Below are 19,137 nucleotides of genomic sequence, written 5' to 3' on the forward strand. Positions count from 1 at the left end.
GGTTGCCGCGACGGAAGGGCCAATCGCGGTTAACCGCTGCGGCGGCCACGGCAGGACATGAACGAGGGGCGGTGCCGTCCCGCGCCGGGACAGTGCGCGGGTGATTGCAGGAGTGCCGGCGGCTTTGCTAACCGCCTGGCACACAAGGGGGAGGTTCACCGATGCATATGTCGCCGACGGAGGTATTCCTCCTCGCGATCCTGATCATCTTCACCGGGCCGTATCTGGTCTGGCGGTTGGGGCGCACCGATTACTGGGCGCCTTTGGTCGTGGTGCAGATCATCGGCGGCATCCTGCTCGGCCCAGGCGTGCTCGGCGCGCTGATGCCCGATTATTATGCCTTCGTCTTCCAGCCGTCGACAATGGCGGCGCTGAACGGCATCGCCTGGTGGGCGGTGATGCTGTTCGTCTGGGTCGCAGGGCTCGAGCTCGACGTCACCGAGGCTTGGCGCCGCCGCGGCGAGACGGGCGTCACCGCGGGTCTGGCGCTGGGCATGCCGTTGGTCGCGGGCAGCCTCGCGGCGCTCGTCATGCTGCACTTTCCCGGCTGGCGCGGAACGGCAGGCGCCGAATGGCAGGTCGTGCTCGGCATCGGCATGGCTTGCGCGGTCACCGCCTTGCCGATCCTCGTCCTGCTGCTGGAAAAGCTCAGCATCCTGCGCAGTCCCCTCGGCCAGCGCGTGCTACGCTACGCCAGTCTCGACGACATCGCGATCTGGGGCGTGCTCGCGCTGATCCTGCTCGATTGGGAGCGCGTGACGCGCCAGGTCGGCTTCCTTGTCGGCTTTGCCGTCGCGACCTGGGCGGTGCGGCGGCTGATGCGCGCCATTCCGGAAAACGATCGCTGGTATGTCGGGCTGATCTGGCTCGCCGCCTGTGCCTTCGCCGCCGACTGGTCGGGCCTGCACTTCATGGTCGGCGCGTTCCTCGCCGGCGCGGTGCTCGACGCGCATTGGTTCGGCGAGGCGCGGATGGACCGTTTCCGCCAGACGGTCCTGCTCGCCGTCATGCCCGTCTTCTTCCTGTCGACCGGCCTCAAGACGCAATGGGGCGTCGGCGGTCCCGCGGTCTTCGCGGCCGCGGCGCTGCTGCTCGTCGCCAGCGTCGGCGGCAAGCTCGGCGGCCTTGCGCTCGCGGGCCGTATCCTGAGATGGCCCAAGGGCGAGGCACGGACGATCGGCTGGCTGCTGCAGACCAAAGCGCTGATCATGATCATCTTCGCCAACATCCTGTTGGATAAGCAGATCATCACGAACGAGACGTTCACCGCCTTGCTGTTGATGGCGGTAGCCAGCACGATGCTGACGATCCCGATGGTCGCCCCGATGTTGCGCCGCGACCCCGGGATGGCGAAACGCGGGTTCTAGCCACTCCCCCTCCCCTCGGGGGAGGGGCTTTTCACCTCAATCCAGATTCGGGCGCAGCCAGCGCGTCGCCTGCGCGACATCCACCCCGCGGCGCGCGGCATAGTCCGCCACCTGATCCTCGCCGATCCGCGCGACGCCGAAATATTCGGCCTGGGCATGGCCGAAGTAGAAGCCACTCACCGCCGCGGTGGGCAGCATCGCGAAACTCTCGGTCAGCTCGATGCCGACCGCCTTCTCGGCACCGAGCAGGTCGAACAGCGTCCGCTTCAGGCTATGCTCCGGGCAGGCCGGATAGCCGGGCGCGGGGCGGATGCCGCGATATTGCTCGCGGATCAGCGCCTCGTTGGTCAGCTGCTCGCCCGCGGCATAGCCCCATAGATCGGTGCGCACATGCGCGTGCAGCCGTTCCGCGAACGCCTCGGCTAGACGGTCTGCCAGCGCCTTCAGCAGGATGTCGTTGTAATCGTCGTGCCCAGCCTTGAACGCCGCGAGATGCGGCTCGATGCCGTGGATCCCGACCGCGAAGCCGCCAATCCAGTCTCCGGCCGGGTCGATGAAGTCGGCGAGGCACATATTGGCGCGGCCCTCGCGCTTGGCGATCTGCTGGCGGAGGAACGGCAGGCGCGTGCCTGTGTCCAGCACCACGTCGTCCCCCTCGCGCCGGCACGGCCACAGCGCCGCGACGCCCTTGGCGGTCAGCCACTTCTCTGCAACGATCCGGTCGAGCATCGCCTGTGCGTCGGCATAGAGCGACCGCGCGCTTTCCCCGACCACCGCATCGTCGAGGATCGCCGGGAAGTTGCCGGCCAGTTCCCAGGCGCGGAAGAACGGCGTCCAGTCGATATAATGCCGCAGGTCCTCGAGACTCCAGTCGTCGAACACATGCACGCCCGGCTGGTCCGGCGCCGGTGCCTTCAGGATCATGTCCGCCTGAAAGCCGCGCGCGCGCGCCTCCGCCAGCGGCAGCAGGTCGTTCTGCCCCTTGCCCGCGCGCGCATCGCGCACCTTCTGATATTCGGCGGCGACATCGGCAACATAAGGATCGCGTTGCGTGTCCGACACCAGGGTCGTGGCGACGCCGACGGCGCGGCTCGCGTCGAGCACATGCACCACCGGCCCTTGATAGGCCGGCGCGATGCGCAGCGCGGTGTGCACCTTCGACGTCGTCGCGCCGCCGATGAGCAGCGGCATGCGCATCTGCGCGCGCTGCATCTCCTCGGCGACCGTCACCATCTCGTCGAGCGACGGGGTGATCAGCCCCGACAGGCCGATCATGTCGGCATCATTCTCGTTCGCCGCCTCGATGATCTTCGCCCAAGGCACCATCACGCCCAGATCGACGACCTCGAAGCCGTTGCACTGGAGCACGACGCCGACGATGTTCTTGCCGATATCGTGCACGTCGCCCTTGACGGTCGCCATGATGACCCGTCCCTTGGCGCGGGCGCCCGCCGCTTTCTCCGCCTCGATGAAGGGCAGCAGGTGTGCCACCGCCTTCTTCATCACCCGCGCCGACTTGACCACCTGAGGCAGGAACATCTTGCCGCTGCCGAACAGGTCGCCGACGACATTCATGCCCTGCATCAGCGGGCCCTCGATCACCTCGATCGGCCGCCCGCCGCGCGCGAAAATCTCTTGCCGCGCCTCCTCCGTATCCTCGACGACATGCGCGTCGATGCCCTTGACCAGCGCATATTCCAGCCGCTTGACGACATCGAGGCCGCGCCATTCCGCCGCCTGTTTCTCCGCCACCGCATCGGTGCCGCGGAAGCGCTCCGCCAGCGCGACCAGCCGGTCGCCCGCTTCGGGATCGCGGTTGAGGATGACGTCCTCGCACGCCGTGCGCAGTTCGGGATCGATCGTGTCGTAGACGTCGAGCTGGCCGGCATTGACGATGCCCATGTCCATGCCCGCGGGAATCGCATGGTAGAGGAACACCGAGTGCATCGCCCGCCGCACCGGCTCGTTGCCGCGGAAGCTGAACGACAGGTTCGACAGACCGCCCGAGATATGGACGTGCGGGCAGCGCGCCTTTATCTCCTTGCACGCCTCGATGAAGTCGACACCGTAATTGTTGTGCTCCTCGATCCCGGTCGCGACCGCGAAGACGTTGGGGTCGAAGATGATATCTTCCGGCGGGAAACCGATGCCGGTCAGCAGCTTGTACGCGCGCTCGCAGATCTCGACCTTGCGCGCCTGCGTGTCGGCTTGCCCGACCTCGTCGAACGCCATCACGACGACGGCGGCGCCATAGGCCATGCAGAGGCGCGCCTGTTCCAGGAACTGCGCCTCGCCTTCCTTCATGCTGATCGAATTGACGATCGGCTTACCCGACACGCACTTCAGCCCCGCCTCGATCACGCTCCACTTGGAGCTGTCGATCATGATCGGCACGCGCGCGATGTCGGGCTCGGCGGCGATCAGCTTGAGGAAGGTGGTCATCGCGTAATGCGCGTCGAGCAGGCCTTCGTCCATGTTGACGTCGACGACCTGCGCGCCATTCTCCACCTGCTGGCGCGCGACCTCGACCGCGCGGGCATAGTCGCCCGCCATGATCATCTTCTTGAACGCCGCCGATCCGGTGACGTTGGTGCGCTCGCCGATGTTGACGAACTGGGTGGAGGAAGTGCTGGTCATCGATTCTTCTTCAAATCCTCCCCGCTCGCGGGGAGGGGGACTGCTCGGCGAAGCCGAGGGGTGGAGGGGGCTCTCCACCAGCGATTACCGTCGTGGAGAACCCCCTCCACCATGCTGCGCATGGTCCCCCTCCCCCAAGCGGGGAGGATAAACGCTATGCCGCCATCGTGAACGGCTCCAGCCCGGCGAGCCGCGTCCGCACCGGCGGCGTCGGGATCGCGCGCGGCGGCACCCCGCGCACCCGCTCGGCGATCGCGGCGATATGCGCCGGCGTCGATCCGCAGCAGCCGCCGAGCACGTTGACCTGGCCTGCCCCGGCCCATTCGTAGACCAGCGCCGCGGTCGTCGCCGGCGCCTCGTCATAGGCGCCCAGCTCGTTGGGCAAGCCGGCATTGGGATAGACCATGATCAGTGTGTCGCAGATTTCGCTGAGCGTCTTGACGTGCGGACGGAGCTGCTCGGCGCCGAACGAGCAATTGAGCCCGATCGTCAGCGGCCGGGCATGACGCACCGCATGCCAGAATGCCTCGACGGTATGGCCCGACAGGTTGCGCCCCGACAGGTCGGTCAGCGTCATCGACAGCATGATCGGCACGTCATGCCCGCGATCGCGCGCCGCATCGAGCGCCGCCATGATCCCCGCCTTGGCATTCAGCGTGTCGAACACCGTCTCGATCAGGATGAAGTCGGCGCCGCCATCGAGCAGCGCATCGGTCTGCTCGCGATAGACGCCTTTCAGATAGTCGAAATCGATCTCACGATAGCCCGGATCGTTGACATCGGGCGATAGCGACAGCGTCTTGTTGGTCGGCCCGATCGCGCCGGCGACGAAGCGCGGCCGGCCATCGCGAGCGGCGAATTCATCGGCGATCGCCCGCGCCATCTTGGCGCTCTCGTAGTTGATCTCACGCACGAGATGTTCGGCCCCGTAATCGGCCTGGCTGATGCTGTTCGCCGAGAAGGTATTGGTTTCGGCAATGTCCGCCCCCGCCTCGAAATAGGCGCGGTGGATCGACGCCGGCACCTCGGGCTTGGTCAGCGCGAGGATATCGTTATTGCCTTTCTGGTCGTGGGACAGGCCCAGCGATCCGGCATAGTCTGCTTCGGAAAGCTTCCAGTTCTGGATTTCGGTGCCGAACGCGCCGTCGGTGATCAGGATGCGCTTGGCCGCTTCGGCAAGGAAGATGTCGCGTGTGGTCATGGTCATCTCCTCCCCTCCCGCTTGCGGGAGGGGTCGGGGGAGGGAAGTCGCGAGCGGCGCGGTGGAGGACAGGCCCTCCCCCATCCCCTCCCGCAAGCGGGAGGGGGGTCTACGCCGCCGCCTCGACAGTGCGGTCCTTCGCCCGCACGCCCAGCAGGTGGCAGATCGCAAACGCCAATTCAGCCCGGTTGAGCGTGTAGAAGTGCAGCGACTTGACCCCGCCGGCATAGAGCTTGCGGCTCAGTTCCGCGGCCAGCGTCGCGGCGACCAGCTGGCGCGATCCGGGATGGTCGTCGAGCCCCTCAAACAAACGCGCCATCCACGCGGGCACGGCGGTGCCGCACATCGCGCTCATCCGCTGCACGCTCGCGAAATTGGTCACCGGCATGATCCCCGGCACGATCTCCGCGGTGATTCCCGCCGCCGCCACCGCGTCGCGGAACCGGAAAAAGGTTTCCGGCTCGAAGAAGAATTGGGTGATCGCCCGCGCCGCGCCGGCGTCGATCTTGCGCTTGAGGTTGTCCAGATCGGCAGCCGGATTGGCCGAATCCGGATGGCTTTCCGGATAGGCCGCGACCGAAATCTCGAACGGATGCAGCCGCTTGAGCCCGGCAACCAAGGCCGCCGCATTCTCATAGCCGCCCGGATGGCTCTGGAAGCGCGCGCCGGCCGCCGGCGGATCGCCGCGCAGCGCGACGATGTGGCGCACGCCCGCCGCCCAATATTCCTGCGCGACCTGATCGATCTCCTCGCGCGTCGCCTCGACACAGGTGAGATGCGCCGCCGCCGCCAGCGACGTCTCGCGCTGGATGCGCGCCACCGTTGCGTGCGTGCGTTCCCGCGTCGATCCGCCGGCGCCGTAGGTCACCGACACGAAGCTCGGCCCCAACGGTTCGAGCGTGCGGATCGCCTCCCACAATTGCGCGTCCATCTTCTCCGTCTTGGGCGGGAAGAATTCAAAGGAGACGTCGAGGTCGCCCGCAACGTCGGCATAGAGCGGCGCCTTCAGTGCGATCTGCGCCTCTTCGAGCTGGTTCACCGAAATTGTCATGCCGCTTTCACCTCACGCAATCGTGCACCGGGGCGCGCGCCCAGCCACAAGGTCACCGTCAATTCCCCGCCCTCCAGCGTCCGTGTCTCGGCCAATGCGAGCCCCGCCTTGGCGAACCAGCCGGCGATCTGCTGATCCCCGAAACCGAGCCGCGTGTGGGCATCGCGGGTGCGCAATTCCTCGCGATCATGCGGCGCGAAATCGGCGATCAGCAGCCGCCCGCCCGGCCCCAATACGCGCGCTGCCTCGGCGATCGCCGCGCCCGGCTGCTGCGCGAAATGCAGCACGTGGTGCAGGATCGCGACATCCGCGGCCCCGTCACCGAGCGGTAGCGCATACAGGTCCGCCTGGCGCAATTCGGTGTTGGTCCGGTCGTGCAGCTTGGCGCGTGCCAGCCGCAGCATCTCCGACGACCGATCGATGCCCAAGGCCAGCTCCGCCTGCCCGGCGAACAATTCCAGCATGCGGCCGGTGCCGGTACCGATGTCGATCAGTTGACCGATCGGTGCCGGTCCGATCAAGGCCGCCATCGCCGCCTCCACCTGCTCCTCGGCAATATAGAGGGAGCGGATCGCATCCCATTCGTCGGCATGCCCTTCGAACCATTGCGCTGCGCTGGCCGCCCGATCGGCACGCACCGCGGCAAGGCGAGCCGCGTCGGCGACCGCCCAATGATCCGGCGCGCTGGCGTGCCATTGGTCCAGCGCGGCGGCAACGGGTGCGGTCGCGGCCTGCTTGCCCAGTGCAACAAACACCCAGCTGCCTTCCTTGCGCCGCTCGGCGAGACCGGCGTCGCACAGGATCTTCACGTGGCGCGACACGCGCGGCTGGCTTTGCCCCAGCACCTGCGCCAGTTCGCCGACGGACAGTTCCATCGTGCGCAACAGCGAGAAGATGCGCAGGCGCGTCGCATCGGCAAGGGCGCGGAATATGTCGAGGGCGTGGCTCACGAGATCAACATATAAAGAAATCTTTATATGTGGTCAACGCGGAGCCGAAACGGGATCGTCGCGTTGCACTCCGTCATACCTGGATCAATGTCCCGGTAGACGACGCAGGCCAATCACAAGGGAGAACAGATCATGAAGCGCATCCTCGTCCTCGCCGCGGTCCCCGCGCTGGCGCTCGCCGCATGCAGCCAGAACGCGCAGGACAAGACCGCCGACGCCGGCAATGCCATCGCCGCCGACACGCGCGCCACTGCCGACAATGCCGCCGACGACGTATCGGCTGCGACCAACGATGCCTTCGGTTCGGCCGAGCGCAAGATGGATCGCGCCGGCGACCGGATCGACAATGCCGCCGATCATACCGGCGAGAAGATCGAGAATGCCGCCGACCGTGCCGGCCGTGCGATCAGCAATGGTGCGGACCGTGCCGCCGATGCCACCGGCAATGCGCTCGAAAAAGCCGGCCGCGCGCTGAAGGACTAAGCGCCTCGCCGCCGCCAGTCCCCATGGATCGGACTGGCGGCAGTGGCCCGGCCTTGCTCGGCCAGTCGATACCTGGCTAATCCGGGTCCGGGCATCGTCACGAAGGGGCTGTCATGACGCGCATCTTTCCGTTTGTGGCTGCGTTGGCTGCCGTCGTTCCGGCCGGCTGTTCGCGCTCTGCGGATGACCAGCCAGGCGCAGTCACCGCCGATGAATCGCGACAATTGAACGAGGCGGCGGAGATGCTCGACGCTAACAGCGTTGATCTCAACGCCCTCGACTCCACCAGCAACGGAACCGACCCGTCATGACCGCTCCCCTTCGCCGCCTCGGCTCCACCGATCTGCGCATCGCTCCGCTCGTCCTCGGCGGCAACGTCTTCGGCTGGACCGCGGATCGCGCCGCCAGCTTTGCGGTACTCGACGCCTTCGTCGACGGTGGCGGCACGATGATCGACACCGCGGACGTCTATTCCGCCTGGGTCGACGGCCATCGCGGCGGCGAATCCGAAACCATGATCGGCGAATGGCTGAAGGCGAGCGGCAAGCGCGACCAGGTGCTGATCGCGACCAAGGTCGGCATGCTGCCCGGTGAGGGCGGCGAGAAGCTGGCGCCGGCCCGCATCGCCGCCGCGGCCGAGGCATCGCTGCAGCGGCTCGGCACCGATCGTATCGATCTCTATTATGCGCACCAGGACGACGACAGCGTGCCGCAGGAGGCGGTACTGGATGCCTTCGCCAAGTTGATCGACGCCGGCAAGGTGCGTGTCATTGGCGCATCCAACTTCCACGCCGCCCGGCTCAAATCGGCGAACGACGCGGCCAAGGCGGCGGGTCTGCCGCGTTACCATGTCCTGCAGCCCGAATATAACCTCGTCAGCCGCCATAAATACGAAGGCGAGCTGGAGGATTATTGCATCGCCGAAAATATCGGCGTGCTGCCCTATTACGGGCTCGCGTCCGGCTTCCTGACGGGCAAGTACCGCAGCCGCGACGACCTGTCGAAGAGCGTGCGCGGCAACCGCATGGGCGACCTGCTCGAGGGCAAGGGCGCGGACGTGCTCGCCGCGATGGACGAGATCGCAGGCGAGACGGGCGCGAGTCTTGCCCAGATCGCCCTTGCCTGGCTGATCGCGCAAGAAGGGATCACCGCGCCGATCGCCAGCGCGACGTCAGTCGAGCAGCTGCACGACCTGCTGCCCGCGATGACGCTGGAACTCAGCAAGGATCAGATCGGCCGTCTTGACGCCGCGGGAGCCTGAGCCCCTTCCCCGCCGAAGGGCGACGGCTAGGCGGCGCGCAAGGCGTCGATCACCAGCCTCGGATTGTACGGCTTCTGGTAGAAGGCGACCGTCGGCGCCAGCGCCGGCTCGTCGGGCGCGCGCCCGCCGCTGGTGATCAATGTGCGAATGTGCGGCCAGCGCTGCTGCACCGTCAGCACCAGGGCGAGGCCGTCCATGCTGCCGGGCATGTCGAGGTCGGTTAGCATCGCGCCGATGTCCGGTTCGGATGACAGGATCGCCAACGCCTCGTCGGCGTCTCGAGCAGCGAAGGCGACGAGACCCGCCTCTTCGATCATCGCAACCGCTGTCATCAGGACGAGGGGATGATCCTCGACGACCAGCACCGCCGTGAACGTATTAATCTGCCGATTGAATTCATGCATCTTGGCATTCCTCGGCCGAATACCGCAATGATACGCCTGGCGGTCCGCATCTTACTCGTTGCGTAACCTACTCTGTCTGATCTGGCGTGGTAAAGAGATATCACCTGCCAAATCGGTTCGATTGATACGGGTCAATACGAATGATGCGCGGGCACGATCTCGCAATCGGCCCGCGCAGGAAGTTCAGGCGGCGAATTGGTTCATCGTATTGTGGGCGCCGCCAGCCTTCAGCGCCGCCTCACCGGCGAAATACTCCTTGTGATCGTCACCGATGTCGCTGCCCGACATATTCTGGTGGCGGACGCAGGCGATACCTTCGCGGATCTCGCGCCGCTGCACGCCGGCGACATAGCCGAGCATGCCCGCGTCGCCGAAATAGTCGCGCGCGAGATTGTCGGTCGACAGCGCCGCCGTGTGATAGGTCGGCAGCGTGATGAGATGGTGGAAGATGCCCGCCCGCGCGCTCGCATCCTTCTGGAAGGTGCGGATGCGCTCGTCCGCCTCGGCGGCCAGATCGGTGGCGTCGTAGCTGGCGCTCATCAGCCCAGCCCGGTCATAGCCGGATACGTCGCGCCCCTCGCCGGCCCAGCGGTCGTAGACCTGCTGACGGAAGTTGAGCGTCCAGTTGAAGCTGGGCGAATTGTTGTAGACCAGCTTGGCATCGGGCACGACGGCGCGGATCCGATCGACCATCGACGCGATCTGCTCGATATGCGGTTTCTCCGTCTCGATCCACAGCAGGTCGGCGCCGTGCTGGAGCGCGGTGATGCAGTCGAGCACGCAGCGGTCGGCCCCCGTCCCCTCGCGGAACTGGAACAGGTTGGACGGCAGCCGCTTCGGCCGCAGCAGCTTGCCGTTGCGCGCGAGCACGACGTCGCCGCGCAACGTCGACGGATCGACCACCTCCTCGCAGTCCAGGAAGGCGTTGTACTGGTCGCCGAGATCGCCCGGCTCGCGCGAAAAGGCGATCTGCTTGGTCAGGCCCGCGCCCAGCGAGTCGGTACGGGCGACGATGATGCCGTCCTCGACGCCCAGTTCGAGGAAGGCGTAGCGGATCGCACGGATCTTCTGCAGGAAATCCTCGTGCGGCACGGTGACCTTGCCATCCTGGTGGCCGCATTGCTTCTCGTCGCTGACCTGGTTCTCGATCTGCAGGGCGCAGGCGCCCGCCTCAATCATCTTCTTGGCGAGTAAATAGGTCGCCTCGGCATTGCCGAAGCCGGCGTCGATGTCGGCGATGATCGGCACGACATGGGTTTCGTATGCATCGATCTTGTGCAGCAGGCGATGCGTGTTGACCGCATCACCCGCCGCCTTGGCCGCGTCGAGATCGCGGAACAGCAGCGACAGTTCGCGCGCATCTGCCTGTCGCAGGAAGGTGTAGAGTTCCTCGATCAGTGCCGGCACGCTGGTCTTCTCGTGCATCGACTGGTCGGGCAGCGGCCCGAATTCGCTGCGCAGCGCCGCGATCATCCAGCCGGACAGGTACAAATAGCGCCTCTTGGTGGTGCCGAAATGCTTCTTGATCGCGATCAGCTTCTGCTGGCCGATGAAGCCGTGCCAGCAGCCGAGCGACTGGGTGTAGGCGGACGGATCGGCGTCATAGGCTGCCATATCGCGCCGCATGATCGCGGCGGTGTAGCGCGCGATGTCAAGGCCGGTGCGGAAACGGTTCTGCAACCGCATACGCGCGACCGCCTCGCCATCGATCCCGGCCCATGTCGGCCGATCGCCGATCGCCTGAACCGCCGCACCGATCGTTTGATGATAGCTCATGTCCGCGCCCTCTGTGTGTTGGAACGCGTTCTTTGTACCCTGATTTACAAGCGTCTCGACCTGACCACCTGCATCGATGATGGTCATAGTGTCACTAGATCAGAAATCATCTTGTCGTTTTGTCATGATTCCACTCAATCCCCGGCGAAGGTAAAGCCGGAAAGACCGCGGTCGCGCTCGTTGATCAGCAGCGGCCGACCGGCCGGAGGCGCCGATCGCTGCGGGCAATCGCTGCGGTGGCAGGCCCGACAGCCAAGGCCGATCGGCGTCGCATCGCCCTTCAGGTCGATGCCTCGCGCTACCGCGAGCCCGCCCGCCACCTCTGCCGGCACGCCAAGCCCGATCGCGAACTCGGCGACCACGGCGCCATAACGGCGACGTTGCGGCGTCACCGTGCATGACACGGTAAGCCAACGCGCCTGATCCTCCAGTTCGACCAGCTGCACCGCCAGATCGCCGGGACGATCAAAGGCGTGGTGCACCCGCCACAATGGGCAGCGTCCGCGCGCCTCCGCCAGCGGCGACGCGCTCGACCCGGCGAAGCGTTTCGAACATTGCCCGGCGCGATCGATTCGGATCAGGAAGAACGGCAGGCCGCGCGCGCCGACGCGGTGCAACGTCGTCAGCCGGTGCGCAACCTGCTCGAAGCCCGCGCCGAAGCGTCGCTGCAACAGTTCGAAGTCATAGCCCGTCGCCTCGCAGGCGCGCAGGAAACGCGTGTAGGGCATCATCACCGCCGCCGCGAAATAACTGGCGAGGTGGCGGCGGAACAGTCGCTCCGATGCACGATCGGCGAAGCCCGCCCCCTTGGCGAGCGCGTCGATCTCGTTGCGCGCCTCGATCAGCGCCAGCTGGTAGCCCGCGGCGAAGGTCCGCGACGCCGGGTCGAGCGTCTCGCTCAACTGCAGTTGCCGCGCGTGCAGGTCGAGCCGGTGGAGCAGATCGGGCATGACGTCGACCGGCAGGATGCGGATCGTCAGCTGGTGCTTGACGCGCAGCCGTTCGGCGATCGCGCCATACAGGTCCCCCGCCCCCAGTCGCAGTTCGTCGGCCAGCGACTCGGCCGCGCTGTCCAGGTCGGGGAAATGGCCGCGCCAGCGCTCGATCTCGCGCCGCACCTCGCCGACCGGGTCGAGCCCCTCCGGCGCGACACCGCTGCCGCCGCCGGCGCCGAGCCGGTCGTAGACGCGGGCGAAGGCCTCCGCCCCGCCCGGCGCGCCGGCGATCCATTCGGATAGCTCGTTGCGGTCGATCTCCAAGTCCGCGAACATCGGGTCGGCAAGCCGCCGGCGCAGCGCCGCCTCGCCGCCGCCCGGCTCGCCCGCCGTCAGCGCGCGGGGATCGAAATCGTACGATTCGGCGAGCTTGACCAGCAGCGCCGCCGACAACGGCCGCTGGTTGCGCTCCACCAGATTGAGATAGCTCGGCGAAATCGCCATCGCTTCCGCCATCGCCGCCTGCGTCAGCCCGGCCTGCCGCCGCAGCCGCCGCACCGCATGGCCTGCGAACAACTTGCGCTCCGCCATTCGTCCTCCCCTTTGACGAGCCCCGCGTCGCCTTCTGGCACGCTTTTGTCAATTCCTCACAAATGCACCCATCGTGACACCAGCGGCGTACACATCGTGACCGTACCGATCCGCACCCCCCGGCTGGCCGCCGCGCGCCGCCCGGCTATCAGCGGCGAAGAAAGTTTCCTGGGGAGGAAAGGTGCCCGCCGGTGGATTGCCACCGGCGGGCATTCCCGTTCTGGGGCCAGCGATGCGGCGTGTGGCACCACCATGCCGCCGCCGCGTTAGGCAGCGCATGACCCACGGCTTCGTGCAGCGCATCCGCGACAATATCGTTCTTTACGGCGCGCTGGCGGCGAATCTCGGCATCGGCATCGCCAAGTTCGTCGCGGCAGCGATCACGGGATCGTCGTCGATGCTGACCGAGGGCGTGCACAGCTGCGTCGACAGTGGTAACCAAATCCTGCTGCTCTACGGCCAGCATCGGGCGAAGCGCCCGCCCGACGAGGTCCACCCGTTCGGCTACGGCCGCGAACTCTATTTCTGGGCCTTCGTGGTCGCGATCCTGATCTTCGCGGTCGGCGCCGGCGTATCGGTCTACGAAGGCTATCTCCATATCATCGAGCCGGAGGAACTGACCGACCCCCTGGTCAACTACATCGTCCTTGCGATTGCGGCGCTGCTCGAGGGATCGTCGTGGCTCCTGGCGATGCGCGAATTCCGCCAATCGAAGGGCCGGCTGGGCTGGTGGCAGGCGATCCGCCGATCGAAGGATCCGGCGGGCTTCATCGTCCTGTTCGAGGATTCGGCGGCGCTCGCCGGCCTCGTCATCGCCGCGATCGGCGTCTGGGCCAGCCACGCCTTCGCCGATCCGCGCATCGACGGCATCGCCTCGATCGTGATCGGCCTGATCCTCGGCCTGGTCGCCATGCTGCTGGCGCGCGAGGCAAAGGGGTTGCTGATCGGTGAGCGTGCCGACCCGCAGGTGGTCGAGACGGTTCGGCGGATCGTCGCCGCGCATCCCGCCGTCACGTCGGTCAATCACGTCCGCACTATCCACACCGCACCCGAATCAGTGTTCGCCGCGGTCAGTGCCGATTTCGTCGACAGCGTGACGATGGGTGAAGGCGAGACGCTGATCGAGGAGCTGGAGGATCAGCTGCGGACCGCGGTACCGACGCTGAGTTCGATCTACATTCGCCCGGAGAAGCACGAGAATGCGGTGAGCACCGCGACCGATCGCGGTCTGGCGGGCTGACGTCGCGCCGGCGCCGCGCTAGACTGGCCGCCATGGCTCCTAGATTGCTCCGCCCGCTGCTCGCCCTGTTCCTGACGCTTGCCGGGGTGCTGGGCGCCGCGCCGGCCTGGGCGAAGGTGACGATCACCTTCTGGAGCCACGAATTCGGCAACAGCTTTCCGCACGCCTTCTTCACCCTGCGCGGCGTGCCCGATGCCGGCGGCGCGCCGGTCGACGCCAATTACGGCTTCACCGCCAAGGCGGTGACCCCCGCCATCCTGATGGGCACCGTCGCGGGTCGGCTCGACATCGCCAAGCCCGGCTATATCAACGGCAGCGATGCGCAATTCTCGGTCACGCTGAGCGACGCGCAATATGCCGAGGAGCTGAAGCTGATCGCCGCCTGGGACGACAAGACCGGCGACGGTCGGTACAATCTCAACACGCGCAACTGCATCCACTTCGTCAAGGAGGCGGCGCGCATCGCCGGCCTGACCGGGCTCGACCAGCCCAAGCTGATGAAGAAGCCGCGTTCCTATCTGCAGGCGGTCGCCGCCGCCAATGCCACGGCGATCACACCGGTCAACATGCACGGCAAGGCCTATCTCGCCTCGCTGCCGCCGCTCGCCGCCACGCCGCTGGTCGCGGCGCCGGGTCCGACCGGCCCCGCTGCGGTCGTTGCGCCGCCGGCCGCGATGCCGGCGCCGAGCGCCGCGACCGCCGTGGTGCAGCCGCTGCCGGCGCACTGACCGCGGCGGCCTCGGCCACGGCTCACATCGCCGTCCAGCCGCCGTCGACCGACAAATTGGCGCCGGTGATCGCCTTGGCTTCGTCACGGCACAGGAACAGCGCCAGCGCCGCCACCTGTTCGGGTGTGACGAACGCCTTGGTCGGTTGCGCGGCGAGCAGCACGTCGTTCATCACCTGCTCGCGGGTCAGGCCGCGTGCCGCCATCGTGTCGGGGATCTGCGCCTCGACCAGCGGCGTCCAGACATAGCCGGGCGAGATGCAATTGACCGTCACGCCGGCCTGCGCGACCTCCAGCGCCACCGTCTTGGTCAGTCCGGCAAGGCCGTGCTTGGCCATCACATAGGCCGATTTGTTCGGGCTCGCGACCAGGCTGTGCGCACTGGCAGTGGAGATGATCCGGCCCCAGCCCGCCGCATTCATGTGCGGCACCGCCGCCTTCATCGCATACCAGGCGCTCAGCAGATTGATCTGGACGATCGCGAGCATCTTGTCGTCGGGGAACTGGTCGATCGGCGCGACGTGCTGGACGCCGGCATTGTTGACGAGGATGTCGACCGACCCCGTCTCGCGCGCCGCTCGCTCGATCATCGCCACGATCGCATCCGGCTGGGTCATGTCCGCCGCATCGTACAGCGCCGCCGCACCGCTCGCCGCCGCCAGCTCGCCGCGGGTCGTCTCGATCGCCGCCGCATCGCCGAAGCCATTGATCACCACCGACGCCCCTTCCGCTGCGAAGGCGCGCGCATAGGCGAGGCCGATGCCGGAGGTGGAACCGGTGATGACGGCGGTCTTGCCCTTCAGGAACATGGCGCTTCTCCTCTTTATGCCCCGCTCCATGCCCGTTCCGGGCGGCGCGTTGCAACCGTGAGGCGTTCCGCGCATTTCGTAACGCGAGCAGAACGGAGACATGCCCCATGCGCCTCGACGATTTCGATCCCAACATTGACGTCGAGGATCAGGGCAACACCGGTGGCGGCGGCTTCGGTGGCGGCGGCGGGGGCGGTCTGCTCTTCGGCCTGCTGCCGCTGATCGGCAGCCGATTCGGCTGCGGCGGTATCGTCGTCGTGTTGCTGTTGCTGGCGGTGTTCGGCGGGCTCGGCAACCTCGGCAGCATTCTGGGCGGCGGCGGGGGTAGCGGTACGCAGGTGACGCGCAGCGCCCCGTCAGAAGGCAAGGGCGCGACCGCCGTCTGCTCGTCCGAGCCCGACAAGCGCGCCGCCTGCAACGCGTTCAGCTCCGCCGACAAGACGTGGCAGGCGATCTTCGCCCAGTCGGGCCAACAATTCCGCGCGCCCGGCCTGACCTTCTTCGATCAGAACGGCCGGTCGGGCTGCGGCGCCGCGCAGTCGGCGATGGGGCCCTTCTACTGCCCGACCGACCAGCGCATCTATCTCGACACCAGCTTCTTCAACGAACTCGCCAACCGCTTCGGCGCTAAGGGCGATTTTGCCCAAGATTACGTGATCGCACACGAATTCGGCCATCACATCCAGAACCTGCTCGGCACGTCGGATCAGGTGCAGCGGATCCAGCGCTCGTCGGGCGAGGCGGAGGGCAATGCCGCCTCGGTCCGTCTCGAACTCCAGGCCGATTGCTACGCCGGTGTCTGGGCGGCGAAGAACCGTGACCGAATGGACGCCGGCGACCTGCAGGAAGGGCTGACCGCCGCCAATGCGATCGGCGACGACACGTTGCAGAAGGAGGCGCAGGGCCGGGTCGTGCCCGACAGCTTTACCCACGGCACTTCGGCGCAGCGCGTCTACTGGCTGAAGCATGGCTTCGAGACCGGCGACCCCGCGCAGTGCGACACGTTCAACGGCGGCGTCTGACGCAACGCTGACGGCCGCCAGCCCCTCCTTGTCGGGGGAGGGGCTGCGATGTCACTTATACGCGGACGAGCATCTTCCCGGTGTTGCCGCCCGAGAACAGCCCCAGGAACGCCTCCGGCATCCGCTCCAGCCCCTCGACCACCGTCTCCTGCCGCTTCAGCTTGCCGTCCTGCAGCCAGCCACCCATGTCGCGATAGAAATCGGCCGCGCGGTCGACATAGTCGCTGACGATGAAGCCCTGCATCCGCACGCGATTGCCGATCAGCCGCGCCAGGTACCGCAGGCAGGTCGGTTCAGCACTGTTGTAGACATCGATCATGCCGCAGATCGCGAAGCGGGCGTGGAGATTGGCATGCGCCAGCGCCGCGTCGAGATGGTCGCCGCCGACATTGTCGAAATAGACGTCGATGCCGTTGCGCGCGACCTCGCCCAGCGCCTTCACCACCGGCACGTCGCCCTTATAGTCGATCACCGCATCGGCGCCGAGCGACTGGACCCAGGCGCATTTGTCCGCCCCGCCTGCCGATCCGATGACATGGCAGCCCTTGGCCTTGGCGATCTGCACCACCGTCGATCCGACCGCCCCCGCCGCCGCGGAGACGAAGACCGTGTCCCCCTCCTTCAGCTGCGCGACCTCGATCAGGCCGAAATAGGCGGTCATCCCCGGCATGCCGAGCTGCCCGAGATAGGCCTGCGGGTCGACGTCGAGCTGCGGCAGCGGCTGCACCTGTGTGTCGGGCAGCGCGGCCTCGTCGCGCCAGCCGGCGAAATGCTGCACCGTGTCGCCCGGCTTGAACTGGTCGGAGCGGCTCTCCACCACCGTGCCGATCGCGCCGCCCTCCATCGGCTTGCCCAGCGCGAAGGGCGGCGTGTAGCTTCTCACGTCGTTCATCCGGCCGCGCATATAGGGATCCACCGACAGCCATTGGTTGGCGATGCGCACCTCACCGTCCTCGAGCGGGCGCGGATCGAGGTCGACCAGCGCGAAATTGTCGGGCGTCGGCATGCCTTGCGGACGCGACGTCAGGGTCCAGGCGCGGGGCATCATGATCTCCTTGCAAAGCGATGGCGCATCGTGGCGCGGCGGCCGGTCCGATGGCAACAGGGTTTCGGTTTGAAACGAAAAAGGCCCGGGTCGCACCCGGGCCTTTCCGGCGGCCCTAGGGCCGCGTCGCGCAGTCGCGGGCTCAGATGCTGCCCGTGCCGCTCCGGTTCAGCGTGGTGCTGTCACCACTCTTCTGCTCGGTCTGCCCCGCGGTCGACGTGGCGCCGGTCGAAGAGGTGGTGCCGGTCGAGGACATACCGCCGGTGGTCGACTGGCCGCTGGTCGAGGTCGAACGGTTCAGCGACGACTGGTTGGTCGCCGACGTGCCGCGGTTGCTGCCGTCGGTGTTGTCGCCATAGCCGAACATCGCCTGGTTGCGCTCCTCGTCGCGCCACGCCGATTTGGCCTCGCTCGCGGTCTTCGACAGCGTCACCTTGCCGTCGACGCTCTTCAGCCAGCTCGACGGGATCGAGTGGTGACGGCCGCCGGCATCGGCATCGTTCTTGGTCAGCAGGATGCGATCGCCGCGCACCTTGTCGACGGTGCCGACATGTTCGCCGTCCGATCCGACGACGTCCTGATGCTCTTCGACCTTATTCAGCAGGTCGCGCTGGCCCTGCCGGTTGGTGCGCCACGACGAGAATTCATTCTCGAACTTGGTGCGGTTCTCGTTGCGATATTCGTCATAGTCGCGGTCCAGCGCGGCGATCTGGCCACGGCGCCAGTGGCCGTAATCCTCGTCGCGATGGCCATAGCTGCGCTCGCTGTCGCGGTTGCCATAGCTGTTCTCGTCGTAGCGCGCATCCTGCTCGCGGCGACGCTCGGCATCCTCGTCACCGAACCACGAGCGGACCTCGTCGCCGGCGCGCGCGAAGAAGCCGCGCTCTTCATAGTCATAGCCCTGCGGCTGGCGGCCATAGCCCTGCTGGCGGTTCTGGTCGCGCTGGCCGGACTGCTGGCCATAGCCGCTGCGATTCTCGTAACGGCCGCGCTGGTTGTCGTCATCGGCATGGCTGTAGTTGCCGACGTCGAGGAAGCGACGGCCGTCGTGCGAATAGCTGCCGTGATATTCTTGACGCTCACCGCCGTAGCGGTTCTGCTCGTTGCCGCCACCGTAGCGGTTCTGGTCGTTGCCGCCGCCGTAGCGGTTCTGATCGTAGCCGCCGCTGCGGCCCTGCTCGTAGCGACCCTGTTCGTAGCGGTTCTGCTGGACGTAGCGGTTGTCCGAATTGCCGCGATAGCTGCCGCTCTGATAGCTGTCGTTGCGGCCGTAACCGCCCTGCGCGCCATAGTTGTCGCGGTCGCGGTTGAACCGCTCACGGCTGTCGTAGCGCTGGTTGCCGTATTCGCGACGACCATAATCCTGACCGCTGTTGCGATCGTTACGGTCGTTGCGGTCGTCGTCATAGGCGCCGCTCGCCTGATAGTCGCGCGCGCTGGAATAGCTGTACGAGCGGCCCGAGCCGTAATCGTGTCCGTAATCCTGCGTGTCGGAGCGGCCGTAATAGTCGCCCTGCGGATTGCTGTTCCGCGGGTAGCGTTCGTAGCCCATGATCGTCTCCTTGAAATAGAGCATCCTGCGGTTGCGGGGCATCGATCTGCACCCCTGCGTCCGAGGGTTAACAAGCATCAAAGCGG

Annotated in this window: 17 protein-coding genes; 7 read left to right on the top strand and 10 right to left on the bottom strand. The window is 66.7% G+C overall.

From position 1 onward, the window contains the following. Positions 1-161 precede the first annotated feature (161 nt). A complete protein-coding gene (locus tag ACU5AX_RS06075; RefSeq protein WP_446690045.1) occupies positions 162-1,367 on the top strand; it encodes a cation:proton antiporter in 1,206 nt (401 codons plus the stop codon). A 36-nt stretch (positions 1,368-1,403) separates the two neighbouring features. Here ACU5AX_RS06075 and metH read toward each other — a convergent pair whose 3' ends face one another. From metH to ACU5AX_RS06095, 4 genes are all read right to left on the bottom strand, one after another. After that, on the bottom strand, positions 1,404-4,082 hold the full coding sequence (gene metH / locus ACU5AX_RS06080) for a methionine synthase (RefSeq protein WP_446690046.1): 2,679 nt from the start codon (positions 4,080-4,082) through the stop codon (positions 1,404-1,406). 76 nt (positions 4,083-4,158) lie between these two features. After that, positions 4,159-5,205, bottom strand: a complete 1,047-nt coding sequence (locus tag ACU5AX_RS06085; RefSeq protein WP_446690047.1) for a homocysteine S-methyltransferase family protein — start codon at positions 5,203-5,205, stop codon at positions 4,159-4,161. A 109-nt stretch (positions 5,206-5,314) separates the two neighbouring features. Then, positions 5,315-6,256 (bottom strand): methylenetetrahydrofolate reductase [NAD(P)H], encoded by a 942-nt coding sequence (metF, locus tag ACU5AX_RS06090; protein ID WP_446690048.1) that lies wholly within the window; start codon positions 6,254-6,256, stop codon positions 5,315-5,317. After that, positions 6,253-7,206, bottom strand: a complete 954-nt coding sequence (locus tag ACU5AX_RS06095; protein WP_446690049.1) for an ArsR/SmtB family transcription factor — start codon at positions 7,204-7,206, stop codon at positions 6,253-6,255. Before ACU5AX_RS06095 ends, metF begins: the two co-directional genes overlap by 4 nt. A gap of 132 nt (positions 7,207-7,338) precedes the next feature. Here ACU5AX_RS06095 and ACU5AX_RS06100 point away from each other — a divergent pair, with 132 nt between their 5' ends. From ACU5AX_RS06100 to ACU5AX_RS06110, 3 genes are all read left to right on the top strand, one after another. Then, a complete protein-coding gene (locus tag ACU5AX_RS06100; protein WP_446690050.1) occupies positions 7,339-7,689 on the top strand; it encodes a hypothetical protein in 351 nt (116 codons plus the stop codon). A gap of 113 nt (positions 7,690-7,802) precedes the next feature. Further along, the gene (locus ACU5AX_RS06105) at positions 7,803-8,000 is read left to right on the top strand and encodes a hypothetical protein (RefSeq protein WP_446690051.1); all 198 of its coding nucleotides are present in this window, start codon (positions 7,803-7,805) and stop codon (positions 7,998-8,000) included. After that, a complete protein-coding gene (locus ACU5AX_RS06110) occupies positions 7,997-8,950 on the top strand; it encodes an aldo/keto reductase (protein ID WP_446690052.1) in 954 nt (317 codons plus the stop codon). Before ACU5AX_RS06105 ends, ACU5AX_RS06110 begins: the two co-directional genes overlap by 4 nt. Positions 8,951-8,976: 26 nt before the next feature. Here the strand turns inward: ACU5AX_RS06110 and ACU5AX_RS06115 are convergent, their stop codons facing one another. The 3 genes from ACU5AX_RS06115 to ACU5AX_RS06125 form a co-directional block, all read right to left on the bottom strand. Then, positions 8,977-9,354, bottom strand: coding sequence for a response regulator (locus ACU5AX_RS06115; protein ID WP_446690053.1), 378 nt, complete (start codon positions 9,352-9,354; stop codon positions 8,977-8,979). 183 nt (positions 9,355-9,537) lie between these two features. Beyond that, complete coding sequence (locus ACU5AX_RS06120) at positions 9,538-11,130, bottom strand: isocitrate lyase (RefSeq protein ID WP_446690054.1); 1,593 nt, start codon at positions 11,128-11,130, stop codon at positions 9,538-9,540. Between the two features lie 134 nt (positions 11,131-11,264). Further along, positions 11,265-12,656 carry a helix-turn-helix domain-containing protein gene (locus ACU5AX_RS06125; RefSeq protein ID WP_446690055.1) on the bottom strand — a complete coding sequence of 464 codons (1,392 nt, stop codon included), beginning with the start codon at positions 12,654-12,656 and terminating at the stop codon, positions 11,265-11,267. Between the two features lie 277 nt (positions 12,657-12,933). Between ACU5AX_RS06125 and ACU5AX_RS06130 the strand changes: the two genes are divergently transcribed. Next, positions 12,934-13,896: a cation diffusion facilitator family transporter gene (locus ACU5AX_RS06130; protein ID WP_446690056.1), complete on the top strand. Its 963-nt coding sequence runs from the start codon at positions 12,934-12,936 to the stop codon at positions 13,894-13,896. Between the two features lie 32 nt (positions 13,897-13,928). Further along, positions 13,929-14,624 (top strand): hypothetical protein, encoded by a 696-nt coding sequence (locus ACU5AX_RS06135; RefSeq protein WP_446690057.1) that lies wholly within the window; start codon positions 13,929-13,931, stop codon positions 14,622-14,624. Between the two features lie 22 nt (positions 14,625-14,646). Here ACU5AX_RS06135 and ACU5AX_RS06140 read toward each other — a convergent pair whose 3' ends face one another. Beyond that, positions 14,647-15,432, bottom strand: coding sequence for a 3-hydroxybutyrate dehydrogenase (locus ACU5AX_RS06140; protein ID WP_446690058.1), 786 nt, complete (start codon positions 15,430-15,432; stop codon positions 14,647-14,649). A gap of 107 nt (positions 15,433-15,539) precedes the next feature. Between ACU5AX_RS06140 and ypfJ the strand changes: the two genes are divergently transcribed. Then, positions 15,540-16,454, top strand: coding sequence for a KPN_02809 family neutral zinc metallopeptidase (gene ypfJ, locus ACU5AX_RS06145; protein WP_446690059.1), 915 nt, complete (start codon positions 15,540-15,542; stop codon positions 16,452-16,454). Between the two features lie 55 nt (positions 16,455-16,509). Here the strand turns inward: ypfJ and ACU5AX_RS06150 are convergent, their stop codons facing one another. After that, the gene (locus tag ACU5AX_RS06150; protein WP_446690060.1) at positions 16,510-17,502 is read right to left on the bottom strand and encodes an NADP-dependent oxidoreductase; all 993 of its coding nucleotides are present in this window, start codon (positions 17,500-17,502) and stop codon (positions 16,510-16,512) included. Positions 17,503-17,641: 139 nt separating this feature from the next. Then, complete coding sequence (locus ACU5AX_RS06155; RefSeq protein WP_446690061.1) at positions 17,642-19,093, bottom strand: DUF2171 domain-containing protein; 1,452 nt, start codon at positions 19,091-19,093, stop codon at positions 17,642-17,644. Positions 19,094-19,137: the final 44 nt, after the last annotated feature.

The organism is Sphingomonas benefaciens (assembly GCF_052907485.1).

What these genes read in the sequence shown, in the direction of transcription:
- ACU5AX_RS06075 (WP_446690045.1), top strand. Translation starts at nt 162, where the DNA reads ATGCATATGTCGCCGACGGAGGTATTCCTCCTCGCGATCCTGATCATC.
- ACU5AX_RS06085 (WP_446690047.1), bottom strand. Translation starts at nt 5,205, where the DNA reads ATGACCACACGCGACATCTTCCTTGCCGAAGCGGCCAAGCGCATCCTG.
- metF (WP_446690048.1), bottom strand. Translation starts at nt 6,256, where the DNA reads ATGACAATTTCGGTGAACCAGCTCGAAGAGGCGCAGATCGCACTGAAG.
- ACU5AX_RS06100 (WP_446690050.1), top strand. Translation starts at nt 7,339, where the DNA reads ATGAAGCGCATCCTCGTCCTCGCCGCGGTCCCCGCGCTGGCGCTCGCC.
- ACU5AX_RS06105 (WP_446690051.1), top strand. Translation starts at nt 7,803, where the DNA reads ATGACGCGCATCTTTCCGTTTGTGGCTGCGTTGGCTGCCGTCGTTCCG.
- ACU5AX_RS06110 (WP_446690052.1), top strand. Translation starts at nt 7,997, where the DNA reads ATGACCGCTCCCCTTCGCCGCCTCGGCTCCACCGATCTGCGCATCGCT.
- ACU5AX_RS06115 (WP_446690053.1), bottom strand. Translation starts at nt 9,354, where the DNA reads ATGCATGAATTCAATCGGCAGATTAATACGTTCACGGCGGTGCTGGTC.
- ACU5AX_RS06120 (WP_446690054.1), bottom strand. Translation starts at nt 11,130, where the DNA reads ATGAGCTATCATCAAACGATCGGTGCGGCGGTTCAGGCGATCGGCGAT.
- ACU5AX_RS06125 (WP_446690055.1), bottom strand. Translation starts at nt 12,656, where the DNA reads ATGGCGGAGCGCAAGTTGTTCGCAGGCCATGCGGTGCGGCGGCTGCGG.
- ACU5AX_RS06130 (WP_446690056.1), top strand. Translation starts at nt 12,934, where the DNA reads ATGACCCACGGCTTCGTGCAGCGCATCCGCGACAATATCGTTCTTTAC.
- ACU5AX_RS06135 (WP_446690057.1), top strand. Translation starts at nt 13,929, where the DNA reads ATGGCTCCTAGATTGCTCCGCCCGCTGCTCGCCCTGTTCCTGACGCTT.
- ACU5AX_RS06140 (WP_446690058.1), bottom strand. Translation starts at nt 15,432, where the DNA reads ATGTTCCTGAAGGGCAAGACCGCCGTCATCACCGGTTCCACCTCCGGC.
- ypfJ (WP_446690059.1), top strand. Translation starts at nt 15,540, where the DNA reads ATGCGCCTCGACGATTTCGATCCCAACATTGACGTCGAGGATCAGGGC.
- ACU5AX_RS06150 (WP_446690060.1), bottom strand. Translation starts at nt 17,502, where the DNA reads ATGATGCCCCGCGCCTGGACCCTGACGTCGCGTCCGCAAGGCATGCCG.
- ACU5AX_RS06155 (WP_446690061.1), bottom strand. Translation starts at nt 19,093, where the DNA reads ATGCCCCGCAACCGCAGGATGCTCTATTTCAAGGAGACGATCATGGGC.